We start from the raw sequence: 12,641 nt of genomic DNA, 5'->3' as shown, positions 1-12,641 counted from the left end.
TAGCCTACCCTTATTGTGCGGGTATGCGCGGTCTGCGTAGTTCGGTGGCTACCCGCCGGCGGGCCCGGACTCCGATCGTTGCGCCCGGCGCAGCAGCCCGGCGGCCACCAGGCCACCGACCAGAACCGCGGCGGCGCCCACCGTCTGGCCGGTCTCCAACGCCGAGGCGAAGGCGACGGTCACCGCCTCCCGTTCCGGGCCTTCGTCGGCGGCGGCGAGGGCCGCCGGGAATGATCCGGCGCCGGCCAGGGCGGCCGGTAGCAGGGCGGCGAACCGAGCGTTCAGTACGGCGCCCAGCACGGCGATGCCGAGACTGCTGCCGACCTCGGTCATGGTGCCGTCGACCCCCGCGCCGGCGCCGGCCTTCTCCGCCGGGATCGCGCTCATCACCGCCTCGACGATCGCCGGGTTGGCCAGGGCGCAGCCGACGCCCATGACGAGCAGCCCACCCAGCAGCACCCCGTAGCCGTCGGAGGGGACGAGGGTGACCACCGCGAGACCACCCGCGAGCAACGTCATCCCCACGGCGATGGCGGCGGCCAGCCCGAGCCGACGGATCAGGGCCGTGGCGACGCCGCTGACGTTGAGCAGCACGATGGACAGAGCGAAGGGCGCCATCCGCAGGCCGGCCTCCCAGGCGGGGTAGCCGCGGACGAACTGCAGGTGCTGGGTGAGCAGGAACAGCGCGCCGGTGGCGCCGAACGTGATCAGGACGACGCCGGAGATCGCGCCGACGAAGCGCCGGTCCCGGAAGAAGTGCATGTCCAGCATCGGGTCGGCGGCCCGCCGCTCCCATAGAACGAAGAGCCCGAGCAGGAGTACGCCGACGGCCGCGGCGCCCAGCACCTCGCCCGACGCCCAACCCCGGTCCGGCCCGGAGATGATCGACCAGACGACGGCGGTCAGCCCGGTGGTGGAGAGCACCGCGCCGACCACGTCGAGGCGACCACCGGACGGATCACGGGACTCGGGGATCAACGCACGGCCGACCACCAGGCAGACCAGCACGATGGGGACGTTCATCAGGAAGATGGCGCCCCACGGCAGGTGGGCGAGGATGGTGCCACCGATCGGCGGTCCAACGGCGAAGCCCAGCGCGCTGGTGGCGGCCCAGATGCCGATGGCCCGGGACCGTTCGGCACCGTCGAAGACCTGCATCGCGACCGCGAGGGTGGAGGTGACCAGCAGCGCCCCACCGATGCCCATTCCGGCCCGCGCCGCGATCAACTGCCCGCTGGTGCTGGAGAGGCCGGCGGCCAGCGAGCCGAGCCCGAACAGGACCAACCCGGCGAGGAGCATCCGGCGGCGCCCGTACCGATCGGCGGCGCTGCCCGCGGTGAGCAGCAGACCCGACAGCACAAGCGCGTACGCGTTGATCATCCATTGCACGTCGGCGGTGCTGGCGCCCAGCTCGGTGGTGAGCACCGGCACCGCCACGGTCAGCACCGTGTTGTCCAGCACCACGACGAGCTGGGCGGCACAGAGCACGGCCAGGATGAGCCACCGGTGGGGCAGCCGGGCCGATGCCGTGGTCGGGGTGGCCGGCGAAACCGCCGGCTCACCGACGACCGGCGCGTGCACGGCCGCCCCGCGTCGGCCACCGGATGTCACGCCACCGCCCGCACACCGTCCGGCGTGTGCTCGGTGGCGGGCCCGGGGCTGGGACGCGGCGTGCGGGGGAACCGCCGCTGGTGTGCGAGGCCGAGGGCGACCCCGGCGACCACCAGCAGGATGGCGGCGACCGCGACGGCCGGATAGCCCACCTGGTCGGCCGCCGCGAGACCGAGGGAGGCGGCCACGAACGAGCAGACCAGCCCGAACGACGACAGCACGGTGAAGTCGGTGCCGCCGGTGTCGGGGCGGGAGTAGTCCATGTTGACCGTGTAGAGCACGACGTTGGCGATGGTGTACGCGACCATGAAACAGCAGAGCGCGGCGACCGTACCGCCCAGCGGCGCGCGACCGTTCATCAACGGCAGCAGCAGCATCGTCGACAACGCCAGGGCCAGGCCCCCGGCCACGAGCACACCGCTGCGCCCGAACCGCCCGATCCCGAGCCCCGCGACCAGACCGGCCACGATGGCCGGCGCGCTGACCACCACACCCGTCACCACGCCGATCCGGCCCAACGACCAGCCCGCATCGACCAGGGCCGGCGTCACCAGGGCGTACGCCATTCCAGCCCCGACGTACACGAGGGGCACCACGCCGAACGTCCACCACCGGCATCCCGGTTGGCCGAACACCGACAGCAGCGCCCGGTAGGCCGTGCCGACCCGGACCACCCGATCGGTACGGACCGGCTCGCGGAACCGCCACACCACCAGCAGGCCGACGGCCGTCAGCGCGGCCAGCAGGCTGATCGCCGGCATCCAGCCGAACCGGTCGTAGACCAGTACGCAGGCGCCGCCACCGAGCAGGTTGCCGAGGTAGCTCGCCGCCACCTGGATGCCGTTGCCGGTCCCCCGAGCCGACTCGGTGAGCATCCGCACGGCCACCGCGTCCACCGCGATGTCCTGCGTGGCGGAGAAGAGGACGTACAGCGCGCAGATGGCGATGACCGGGCCGAGCGCGTCGGCCGGGCGGGAGAACGGCAGCAGCGCCAGCAGGGCGAGCACCAGGGCGCTCTGGAGCACGAGCAGCCAGGATCGGTAGTGGCCGCGGCGACGGGAGCCGTACCGGTCGAGGATCGGCGCCCAGAGGAACTTGACGGGCCAGATCAGACCGACGATCTGCAGCAGCGCCAGGGTCTCCAGCGAGGTGCCGCCGTCGCGCAGGATGGCGGTCAGCCCGACGGTGATGAAGCCGATGCCGAGATACTGCGTGACGTACAGCGCGGTCAGGGTGCCGAGGCGACCCGTCATGCGGCTTTCCAGTACGCGAGGGACGTCAACTGCCCCTTGTCGACGCCCAGTGTGCGCCGCACGTGCCGGACGATGCTGCGGGTGCTGGCCGCCTCGCAGGCCACCCAGTAGTGGGCCGCGTCGCTGGCCGGCAGGGCCGCGCAGACCGTGTCGACCAGGTGTTGGCCGGAGTCGCGCCGAGGCACCCAGGTGACGTCGTGGTGCGCCCGGGCCCGTGGTGTGAGCGCCTTCTCGCCCTCGTGGGCGTACTCCAGCCAGACCGTCGCCGGGATGTCGGCGCTGACGTCGAGCAGGCTGTTCACCGCCGGCAGGGACGCCGCGTCGCCGACGAGGTAGAGGTGCTCGGGTGCGGGGTCGGGCAGGTGGAACGCGCTGCCCTGAACGGTGGCGCCGATGGTGTCGCCGACCTGTGCCGTGGTCGCCCAGCGGGCGGCGCAGCCGTCGTGGATGGCGAATTCGAGGCTGAACCGGCCGGTTGCCGGGTCGGGGTCCACCAACGTGTACGCACGCTGGTGTGCCCGGCCGTCATTGTCGAACCACAGCCGGATCCACATCGTCGGGTGGACCCCGCACGCCTCCAGCAGGCCGCCACCGTCCAGGAGCAGCCGCTGGTAGTGCCCGTCGATCGACTCGGTGCCCAGCACGGTCAACCGAAAGTCCCGGCCTCCCATGGCCTTGAGGACCAGGGCCTCCCAGTTCCGTTTCACGCACCCCTCCAGGTAAGGTCAGCCTTCGTTAGGGGAGGGTAACCTAACTCGGCACCTGACGGAACATGCGTCTCCCTCGCTTCGGCGCAGTGCAGCAAAGAGCCCCGCCCGCCGCGACGCCCCGGGAAGCGCGCCCGGTCGTGGGCCGACCGCATCGACGACCTCACCCGGTCACGGCCCACCTCCCCGCCCCTTCAGCAAAGGACAGCGCGACATGACATACCAGGAGAAGATCCCGGGCCTCGGCGAGTTGTCGCTGGTGACCGTCGAACCCGACCGGCACGCCGAACTCCTGCACACCTGGGTCACCCGCCCCCGCAACTCCTTCTGGGGCATGGGGTCGCACACGCTGGAACAGGTACGCGAGATCTACGCCTTCGTCGACAGCCTGCCGACGCACCACGCGTACCTGATTCTGATCGACGAGGAGCCGGTCGGCCTCTTCCAGACGTACCAGCCCGAGGCGGACCCGGTCGGCGAGCGCTACCAGGTCCAGCCCGGCGACGTCGGGATGCACCTGCTGCTCAGCCCCGACCGGCACCTCGCCCAGGGCCTCACCACCGCGGTCGGCCCCGCCCTCGCCCGCTTCCTGTTCCGCGACCCGGCCGCCCAGCGGATCGTCGTCGAGCCGGACGTGCGCAACCACCTCGCGCTACGTCGACTGGAGGTCGAGGGCTTCACCTTCGGGTCCGAGATCGACATGCCGGACAAGCGTGCCCAGCTCGCGTTCCTGACGCGCACCCGATTCGAGTCGGACCACCCGACGCCGGCCTGACCGCCGCCCGCCACGGTCGGGTGCGCACGGGGACGTGCGTCGGCGCATGACGATCGGCGATGCCGGGTAGGGTTCGGTGTACTGGTGTCGCCGGGCCTTCGCCCGAGATCGCGACACCGCGCTCTGGCGCCAGCGTGAGCGCCGCGTTCGTCACGAGGTTGTGCGGCAGGAGTTGCCGACGACCCGGACGCACTCCTTGTTGAAGACAGGACTCCTGCATGACATCGAACGGCAATGATCGACCGGTGTTGTTTCTCGCCAATTCGACCGCCGACGGGCTGGACAGCTCGGACGTGGCCTTCGACGGGAGCGAGGAAGCCATGCGACGACTACGCCACCCGTTCGCGGTGACGCCGGCCCGGCCGGCGGCGATGGCGGGCGACAACCCGGATCAGCGCGACTGATCCGGGGGCACGCCACCCGCCGTGCCCGACTCCCACTGCCGGGTCTGGCCGGCGCCGTTACGGTCGAGGTTGCCGGAAGCGGTCCCCCGACCCGGGGTGGCCGGGGAAACGCCGACGAACAGGACAACCATGACGGTTCACATCGATCTCGCGGGCAGGACCGCGCTGGTCACCGGTTCGACCCAGGGGATCGGCGCGGCCATCGCCACCGGCCTCGCGCGCGCGGGGGCCCGGGTGGCGGTCAACGGCCGTACCGCCGCCAGCGTCCAGAAGGCGGCGGTGGCGTTGCGGAGCGAGGTCCCCGGTGCCGACGTGATCGAGATCGACGCCGACGTCGCCAGCGACGAGGGCGCCGCGCGGACCCTCGACCTGCTGCCCACCGTCGACATCCTCGTCAACAATCTCGGCATCTTCGGCCCCACCCCCGCCCTGGAGATCTCGGATGACGAGTGGCGCCGCTACTTCGAGGTGAACGTGCTGGCCGGCGTCCGGCTGACCCGGGCCTACCTGCCCGGAATGATGGAGCGCGGCTGGGGGCGCGTGCAGTACATCGTCAGCGACTCGGCGGTGGCGATCCCGGCCGAAATGATCCACTACGGGGTCTCGAAGACGGCACTGCTCGGTGTCTCGCGCGGGTTCGCGAAGGCCGCGGCCGGCACGGGCGTGACCGTCAACTCCGTGCTCGCCGGGCCCACCCACACCGGAGGCGTCGAGAACTTCATCTCCGAGCTCATGGGCGACAGCCTGCCGTGGGATGAGGCGCAGCGGGAGTTCATGCGACTGCACCGGCCGCAGTCCCTGCTTCAGCGGCTGATCGAACCCGAGGAGATCGCCAACATGGTCACCTACCTCGCCTCTCCCCTGGCCTCCGCGACGACCGGCGCCGCGGTCCGGGTCGACGGCGGCTACGTCGACGCGATCATCCCGTAACCGTTTCGGTCGACCATCGGCCACTCACAACTGGACGACGTGACCCACCCGTGGTGGCGTACGGCCGTCGAGGACCTCCAGCCACGCGTGCCGTAGGGCTTCCGGCCCCGCACCGACCCGGACGTCGAGCCAGCCGGTCGCCACGGCGGTGAACAGTTGCCAGGCCTCGGCGAACCGTTGGTCGAGCCCTTCGCGGCCCCACTCCCGGCTGCGCTTGCGCATCTGGACCGGCGCGAAGAACACCTCCTCGGCGGCGTCGGCGTTCGGGGTCTGGTTGGTGAGCCCGACCGCGATGTCCCGCACGAGCTGGCCACCGAGGCGCCGTCGCAGAGCGGCGCGGGTCGATGGCGCTCCGGACAGGTCGAGATACACGGTCGGGACCACGTCGAGGAGGCCGATGTCGTCGTAGGAGAGGACCTCGTCGTAGCAGCCGAGCGACCGCGTGAAGGCGAGGTTGCCGGGTGAGGTGAGCCCCACCAGACGCGGGCCACGACCATGCAGTTCGAACGCCGTGGCGTAGGCGGTCTTGCTGGACGCCGACGACATCACCAACGACGCCGCGCCGTAGAAGCCGTTGTCGGCGACCTGGTCGGCCAGCATGAAAGAGGTGAAGAACAGCGGCCGGAACAGGATCAGCAGGTCCTCCTGCTCGGGCCGGTACGCCGGATCGCCGGTGGTCGACCGGTAGGCGTTGTACGGCGAGGGCAGCCCGGCCCGGTGCGTGCTCGCGTCGCGGAACCCGGACCCGTCCACCCGGTGCGGCCGGACCACGAGGTGACCCGCGGGCGGGAGGTAGCCGTAGACCCGCTGCCCCTCCGCGACCTCCGGAACCGTCGACGCGATCACCTCGGCGAAGCCCCACAGCGGCGGGAGCCCCCATTGCGACCCGAGCCCACGGGCGTCCGGCGGGAAGAACTGCCAGTAGCGCATCGACTCACCGAGCACCGCGTAGGTCACGTTGTTGGCGGTCAGGCCGACACGGTCCACCCGGAGCAGCGCCTCACCGTCGGACAGAGCGGACGTCGCGCCATCGACGATGGTGGTCCGGCCGAGGTCATCACGGGCCACGGCGAATGTCCATGAGGCAGGCATGGCCTGACGCTAGACAGTCCCAGAAACGGAGACAAGTGCACTCTCAGTGCAAAATCCCACTGAGCGCGGAGCGGGCCCGGCGACCGGCCCGCGCCCCGCCATCCTCACGGCGAGATGGCGTCGGCGAGGTCGGCCGGGTCGAGATGCAGGGTGGCAAGCAGGCCGGAGTGCTTGGCCGGGTCGACCCGCTCCGGCAGCTCGCGCTCCACCCAGTCGGCCCTGGCCTGCTGACCCCGGTCGCGGAGAGCGCTGACGATTCGGTGCCTGTCGATCATCATCTGGTGCTCCCTGGTTGGGCCGTCCGAAACGCTCATGCTCGCGGACGGCGGTGTGAACGGGCCGGAATCCACCACCGGCCAACGCGCCGAACCCGACTGCGCGGTGAAATCAGACGGCCGGGACGCGGTCGGTGATCAACCAACACGATCAGCACTCGCAGCGACTGGGGATGACGATCGTTGACGCCCCTTGGGCTGGTGGCGACGTATGGCGACCACCGGGGTCCCGGGCGACACGCTCACCGTACGCCCTCGGTGCGCTGCCCTGCACCTCGCACGGGCGATCCACGAAACCCCGGAAGCCGACCGCAACGGCAACAGCGGTCCGCGGGACAGCTTCGTCGATCGTGCGCGGCTCGTCAGGGTGCGATGCGCAGGGCCCTGATCACGTTGGCGTCGTAGTCGCTGAAGCGGAACCGAAGCCCGGCGAACGGGCTGCCGGGAAAGTCGCCGGTGATCGTCGCGGTCACGACGGTGCCGGCGGGCGTGTCCTGCACGTCGGTGAGGTCGTACGACACCCGGGACACCGCACGGCGCCACTCGCGGATGGCCGCGATGCCGCGGTACTCGGTCGACTCGTCCTCGACGACGGCGTCATCGGCGAACAGGGCGAAATAGTCCTCGGAGTCCGGCTGGCCGGCCAGCTCGAAGTACCGGCGGATGATGGTCGGCGCGACCTGGTCGGCAGTCATGGGTTCGATGTCCCTTCTGGACACTGTTGTGCGGGTCGGGTCAGACCGTCGACATGGTGCCGCCGTCGATCATGCGGCGACGTTCGCCGGTTGCGGTCGAAGGCCACCTCGACCAGCCGCGCCGGGCGACCCGGCGGGACTCCGCTCGGGGATTCCCTCAGGTACCCGGGAGCGGTGTCCCGGTCGACGCCGTTTCGGACGGCGAGACGGTCGACCAGCGCGTCGGCGGCGGTAATGGTCAGAGTAAAGCCGGGGTGTGACGCTGTGACCCGGACGCCGTACGGCGCCTAGTGCTGGTGCGGCCGGTTGCGGACCAGGGCGAGAGCGAGCACGGCGGTCGCGAGGAAGACGATGCCGTTGACCCGCAGCCCGGCCTGCACACCGGCGGCCAGGGCCTCGGCGAGGGCCGACCGGACCGGGTCGGGCAGCGCCGGGTCGCCGGTGGCGCCGCCGGCCACCGCCGTCCGCACCGCCGTCCGAGTGGGCTCGCCCACCTGGTGAGCGGCGAGCCGGTCGGGCAGGTCGGCCAGCATCGTGGTGGTGAGCAGCGTGCCCAGCAGGGACGAGCCGAGCACCGAGCCGACCTGGCGGGCGGCGTTCACCGCGCCGGAGGCCATGCCCGCCTGGGCGGGCGCGACGCTGGCCAACGCCGCCGCCGTCGCCGGGGCCACCACCAGGGCGCTGGCGGCACCGAACAACGCCAGCAGCGGCCAGCGCTGGTCGAACGGGGTGGCCGGGCCCTGGGCGGCCAGACCGAAACTGGCCGCGGCACCGAGGACGAGGCCGGCGGTGAGCGGGGCCTTGAATCCGGTACGGCGGATCGCCCGCCCGGCGGCGAAGGCGACGACCGCGTAGACACCGAAGAGCACCAGCATCCGCCAGCCGGTGTCGAGCGGGCTGAGGGCCTGAGCACGCTCGTGGAACAGGACGAGCAGGATCGCCACACCGGTGAAGCCGAACAGCGACACCGCCGCGACGACCATGACGGCGCTGAACGACGCGGACCGGAACAGCCGTACGTCGAGCATCGGTGCGCTGGCGCGCAGTTCGACCAGCACGAACCCGACCAGCGCGGCGGCGGAGACGATCCAGGTCGTGGCCACGACCGGGCTGGTGTAGCCGTCCCGGCCGCCCCTGATCATCGCGTAGACGGCGGCGGCGATGGCGATGGTGCCGAGCAGCAGGCCGGCTACGTCCAGGCGACCCGCGCCCTGCCGGGACTCGGCCACCCCGATCGCGGCCACGACGAGGGTGACCACGCCCAGCACGATCGTCGACAGGAAGACGCTGTTCCAGTGGAAGTGCCGCAGCAGGGTGCCGGCGATCAGCGGGCCGACCGCCAGGCCGATGCCGGAGGCGGCCGACCAGGCGGTGATGACCTCGGTGCGGCGGTGCGGGTCGGTGAAGGTCGCGCCCAGGATCGCCAGGCTGTTCGGCAGGATCAGTGCGCCGCCGAGACCCGCCACCAACTGCCCGACGATCACCCAGGCCACGGTGGGAGCACCGGCCACGACGGCGCCGCCAACGATCATGGTGAGGACGCCGGCGCCGAACATCCGCCTGCGCCCGTACCGGTTGCCCAGCGTGGCGGCGGACAGCACCAGGCTCGCCACCACCAGGGTGTAGGCGCTGGGGATCCAGATGACGGTGGTCGGGTCGACCCGCAGGTCTCGCTGGATGGTGGTCAGGGCGGACACCGTCGCGGTGATCTGGAGGAACGTGATCATCGCGCCCAGGCACATGGCGATCAGCGTCACCGCGTGCGAGCCGCGGATGGCCCGACGCCCGGTGCCGGCCGGCCCGGATGTCCGCGGCCGGTCAGCTCTGCCGGGCCGGTCGGCGTCCTGTGGGCGTGTCGACCCGGTCAGGGCGGTGCTGCTGGGCTGAGTGGTCACGAAACGTCCTCAAAGTCAGTCGATTCCGGATCTGACTTCTGCTTGGAGAAGCCAGCAGTCACCCAGTGAAGCACCTGACTAGCTTCACCGCAAGCCAGGTACGCTGGAAGGCATGGAGGACCTCCGGAACGACCGCGACTCCTGGTCGAACGCGAACTGCTCGATCGCACGTGCGATGGACATCGTGGGCAGCAGGTCAACGATCCTGATCATGCGCGACGCCCTGCTCGGCACGAGGCGTTTCGACGACTTCGTCCGCCGAGTCGGGATCGGTGAACCCGCCATGGCGGCCCGACTCAAGGAACTGGTCGGCGCCGGCCTCCTCGAACGGATCCCCTACCGGGAGCCGGGGCAGCGCACCCGCCACGAATACCAGCTCACGGCCAAGGGGCGCGAACTCGTGCCGGTCATCACCGCGCTGCGCAACTGGGGCGACACCTGGGCCACCGACGACACCGGCCCGCCGATTCTCGCCACCCACCACGACTGCGGCCAACCGGTCCGAGCGGTCCTCCGCTGCGAAGCCGGCCACGACGTCGCGGACGGTGACGTCGACATCATCGCCGGCCCGGGGCTGATCCGGCAGGGGTGATCCACGCACGGCCGGGGCACGGTGGCCGGCATCGAAGGCCGGGACGCGCCACTGGCCCTGGCCGTCCTGCGCAGGCGCCGGGAACTCGTCCCGGCCTGATCCCGACGGCGTGCCGCCGGCGGGTCGAACCGCCGACGGCACGCCACGAGAGATCAGAGGACGATCTGGTGCACCCGGTCGTCGACGCCGCGTACCGCCAGCCAGGCGCCGCCGTCGGCGCCGGCCGCGGCACCCGGTGCGCCCCGGAACGCGTCGGTGGCGAACTCGCCACGACGGAACCAGCCGCCCCACGCCCCGTCGACCAGGTTGCGCTGCCAGAGCCGGTTGTCGGCGGCCAACGCGAAGAGGTACACCCGGCCCGCGGTGGCGAGCATGGTCGGACTGCCGCTGGTGGTGCCGCCCAGGTTCGTCCAGGCCGACCAGGTGGTGCCGGTCCGGCTGCGCCACCACACCTCGTCGGTCCGGCTGCGGACCGCGACGTGCAGCACGCCGGCGTCGTCGACAACGGCACTCGGCCGGCCGTAGATCGGTCGGTCCTCGGGCGCGCCGATGCCCGTCCAGCCGCTGCCCGGGGTGCGCGACCAGAGCTTGCCGTCGGCGCCGCGGGCGATCAGCGTCCACTGGGTCGGGCTGGTCCAGGCCACCGTGGGCCCGTCGGTCACCGTGCCGCCCAGACTGCGCCACGGACCCCACTTCCCGGCGACGTAACTGCGCTGCCAGGCCGCGTTGTCGGTGCCCCGTACGAAGACGTCGAGCCGGCCGTCCGGCGAGGCGTACGCCGCGGGCTGGCCGAGGATCCGACCGCCGACCGGGCCGCCGAGGGAGGTCCAGTGGGTCCCCCAGGTCGCGCCCGAGCGGGTGTTCACCGCCAGCGCGCCCTGCGCCGTGCGGACGAAGGCTGCCGCGTGCGTGTCGTCCACCCGGACCAGCGCCGGGCTGGCGCTGGCGGTGCCGCCGAGGCTGACGCCGGCGACCTGGTCGGTGCCGGTCAGGCCGAGCATGGCCACTCCGTGCGCCGGGACCTGGACGGTGTACGAGCCGGTGAACGGCTGGACGCCGGCGGTGCCCGGCGCAGCGTCGACGGTGGTGCGGGCCCACAGGTCACGGACCGCGACCGGCCCGCCGAGCGCGACGTCGGCGAAGTTGACGGTGATCTCCTGGGCGGTGTCGTGCCGGTTGAGCAGCGCGACCGCCCGCCGACCCGAGCCGGTGAGCACCTTGCTCCAGACCTGCGCGTCGGTCCCGGTGTCGGCGACCTTGACGCCCTGCCGGACGAGCCGGTCCTGGTTCACGGCGATGATCTCCGGGTTGGTCAACGCCGAGATCATCTCGCTGGGCAGGCCGCGCGGGTCGGAGCCGATGACCAGCGGGGCGGCCATGATGGACCACATGCCGAGCTGGGTCTTGGACTCCTCCAGGCTCAGCTCGTACCCGCCACCGGGCAGCGGACGCATCGGCAGCAGGTAGTCCGGGTCGTTGTAGTGCCCCGGCCCGGTGGCCACCGGGTGGTACGCGTTGACGTCCATGTTGCGCAGCACCCACGGGAACGCCCACTGCGGCGTCGGGTCGGTGAGCCCCACGTCGGTGTACGTCCGCCAGGAGTCGGCGACGGTGGGCGCGTACGTGTAGGTCCAGGTGGAGAGCTGCTCGGGGGTGTACGGGCCGCCGCCCCAGTCGGAGCTGACCGGGTTGCAGATGTTCAGCAGCATCGGTCGGGGCGACTGGCGTACCGCCTCGGCCAGCTCACGGAAGGTGGTCTCCGGGTCGAGGCCGGCGGCCCGGCCGCAGAGCCAGTCGGCCTTGAGGGCGTCGAAGCCCCAGCCGCCGAACTGGGCGATGTCGGCCTGGTAGTGGCCGTTGCTGCCGAGCCCGCACTGCCCGGGCAGGTACGGCCCGGCGTCCGTGTAGATGCCGGCCTTCATGCCCTTGCTGTGGATGTACGCGGCCAGCGCGGCCATCCCACCCGGGAAGCGGGCGGGATCGGCGACGAGCTGGCCGGCCTCGTTGCGCGGGGTGGGCGCGGCCCAGTTGCCGTCGATCCAGACGTAGGTGTAGCCGGCGTCCCGCAGGCCGCTGCTGACCATGAAGTCGGTGACCGACCGCACTTCGGCCTCGGTGGGGTCGCCACCGAGACCGAAGTAGGTGTTCCAGCCCTGGTAGGGCGTCGGGGCGAGCCCGCTGTTGAAGAAGGTCGGCGCACCCTGGTCCTCGGCGCCGGTGGCGGGGGCGTGGCCCGGTTTACCCGGTCCGCCGTGGCCGCCGGCCTTCGGTGGGTCGGCGTGCGGTGGGCCGGCCATCGCCGGCATGGGGCTGGCCAGGCCCAGGCCGAGAACGGCCAGGGCTGCGGTCAGCGGTCGGTTCAGGCGCATGGAGGTACTCCTGTCCCTCGGGGGCGGGGGTGGTGGTGCTCCG

The 12,641-nt window shown here is 71.8% G+C and carries 12 protein-coding genes; 4 read left to right on the top strand and 8 right to left on the bottom strand.

All coding sequences use genetic code 11. The features are described from left to right. Positions 1-48 precede the first annotated feature (48 nt). The 3 genes from EAD98_RS15280 to EAD98_RS15270 all read right to left on the bottom strand — a co-directional run bounded on the left by EAD98_RS15280 (position 49) and on the right by EAD98_RS15270 (position 3,571). Entirely contained in the window at positions 49-1,515 is a 1,467-nt protein-coding gene (locus EAD98_RS15280) for an MFS transporter (protein ID WP_121654777.1), read from the bottom strand. 92 nt (positions 1,516-1,607) lie between these two features. After that, positions 1,608-2,864: an MFS transporter gene (locus EAD98_RS15275; RefSeq protein WP_121654725.1), complete on the bottom strand. Its 1,257-nt coding sequence runs from the start codon at positions 2,862-2,864 to the stop codon at positions 1,608-1,610. Next, positions 2,861-3,571, bottom strand: a complete 711-nt coding sequence (locus EAD98_RS15270) for a siderophore-interacting protein (protein ID WP_121654724.1) — start codon at positions 3,569-3,571, stop codon at positions 2,861-2,863. The genes EAD98_RS15275 and EAD98_RS15270 overlap by 4 nt, the downstream gene beginning before the upstream one ends. A gap of 214 nt (positions 3,572-3,785) precedes the next feature. Here EAD98_RS15270 and EAD98_RS15265 point away from each other — a divergent pair, with 214 nt between their 5' ends. From EAD98_RS15265 to EAD98_RS15260, 3 genes are all read left to right on the top strand, one after another. Next, positions 3,786-4,346, top strand: coding sequence for a GNAT family N-acetyltransferase (locus tag EAD98_RS15265; protein WP_121654723.1), 561 nt, complete (start codon positions 3,786-3,788; stop codon positions 4,344-4,346). Positions 4,347-4,564: 218 nt separating this feature from the next. Next, positions 4,565-4,750 (top strand): hypothetical protein, encoded by a 186-nt coding sequence (locus EAD98_RS30690; RefSeq protein WP_147457400.1) that lies wholly within the window; start codon positions 4,565-4,567, stop codon positions 4,748-4,750. A gap of 129 nt (positions 4,751-4,879) precedes the next feature. Next, a complete protein-coding gene (locus EAD98_RS15260) occupies positions 4,880-5,680 on the top strand; it encodes an SDR family NAD(P)-dependent oxidoreductase (protein WP_121654722.1) in 801 nt (266 codons plus the stop codon). 24 nt (positions 5,681-5,704) lie between these two features. Here the strand turns inward: EAD98_RS15260 and EAD98_RS15255 are convergent, their stop codons facing one another. From EAD98_RS15255 to EAD98_RS15245, 4 genes are all read right to left on the bottom strand, one after another. Next, a complete protein-coding gene (locus EAD98_RS15255) occupies positions 5,705-6,772 on the bottom strand; it encodes a DUF2855 family protein (RefSeq protein WP_121654721.1) in 1,068 nt (355 codons plus the stop codon). Positions 6,773-6,876: 104 nt separating this feature from the next. Next, positions 6,877-7,050: a hypothetical protein gene (locus EAD98_RS31260; protein WP_199723418.1), complete on the bottom strand. Its 174-nt coding sequence runs from the start codon at positions 7,048-7,050 to the stop codon at positions 6,877-6,879. 359 nt (positions 7,051-7,409) lie between these two features. After that, entirely contained in the window at positions 7,410-7,742 is a 333-nt protein-coding gene (locus tag EAD98_RS15250; protein WP_121654720.1) for a nuclear transport factor 2 family protein, read from the bottom strand. Between the two features lie 287 nt (positions 7,743-8,029). Further along, positions 8,030-9,637 carry an MFS transporter gene (locus EAD98_RS15245; protein ID WP_121654719.1) on the bottom strand — a complete coding sequence of 536 codons (1,608 nt, stop codon included), beginning with the start codon at positions 9,635-9,637 and terminating at the stop codon, positions 8,030-8,032. Positions 9,638-9,749: 112 nt separating this feature from the next. On the opposite strand from EAD98_RS15245, the gene EAD98_RS15240 reads away from it, so the two are divergent. Further along, positions 9,750-10,229: a helix-turn-helix domain-containing protein gene (locus EAD98_RS15240; protein WP_121654718.1), complete on the top strand. Its 480-nt coding sequence runs from the start codon at positions 9,750-9,752 to the stop codon at positions 10,227-10,229. Between the two features lie 152 nt (positions 10,230-10,381). On the opposite strand, the gene EAD98_RS15235 is transcribed toward EAD98_RS15240, so the two are convergent. After that, the gene (locus EAD98_RS15235) at positions 10,382-12,598 is read right to left on the bottom strand and encodes a glycoside hydrolase family 27 protein (RefSeq protein ID WP_121654717.1); all 2,217 of its coding nucleotides are present in this window, start codon (positions 12,596-12,598) and stop codon (positions 10,382-10,384) included. Positions 12,599-12,641 lie beyond the last annotated feature (43 nt).

It is taken from the genome of Micromonospora sp. CV4, assembly GCF_003667455.1.
In the GTDB taxonomy this organism is placed as follows: domain Bacteria; phylum Actinomycetota; class Actinomycetes; order Mycobacteriales; family Micromonosporaceae; genus Micromonospora.
Note: the sequence above shows the minus strand (reverse complement) of the source record. Positions and strands in the feature narration are given on the sequence as shown.

Coding starts and splice junctions, on each gene's coding strand:
- EAD98_RS15240 (WP_121654718.1), top strand. CDS start 9,750: ATGGAGGACCTCCGGAACGACCGCGACTCCTGGTCGAACGCGAACTGC.
- EAD98_RS30690 (WP_147457400.1), top strand. CDS start 4,565: ATGACATCGAACGGCAATGATCGACCGGTGTTGTTTCTCGCCAATTCG.
- EAD98_RS15260 (WP_121654722.1), top strand. CDS start 4,880: ATGACGGTTCACATCGATCTCGCGGGCAGGACCGCGCTGGTCACCGGT.
- EAD98_RS15255 (WP_121654721.1), bottom strand. CDS start 6,772: ATGCCTGCCTCATGGACATTCGCCGTGGCCCGTGATGACCTCGGCCGG.
- EAD98_RS31260 (WP_199723418.1), bottom strand. CDS start 7,050: ATGATGATCGACAGGCACCGAATCGTCAGCGCTCTCCGCGACCGGGGT.
- EAD98_RS15265 (WP_121654723.1), top strand. CDS start 3,786: ATGACATACCAGGAGAAGATCCCGGGCCTCGGCGAGTTGTCGCTGGTG.
- EAD98_RS15235 (WP_121654717.1), bottom strand. CDS start 12,598: ATGCGCCTGAACCGACCGCTGACCGCAGCCCTGGCCGTTCTCGGCCTG.
- EAD98_RS15250 (WP_121654720.1), bottom strand. CDS start 7,742: ATGACTGCCGACCAGGTCGCGCCGACCATCATCCGCCGGTACTTCGAG.
- EAD98_RS15275 (WP_121654725.1), bottom strand. CDS start 2,864: ATGACGGGTCGCCTCGGCACCCTGACCGCGCTGTACGTCACGCAGTAT.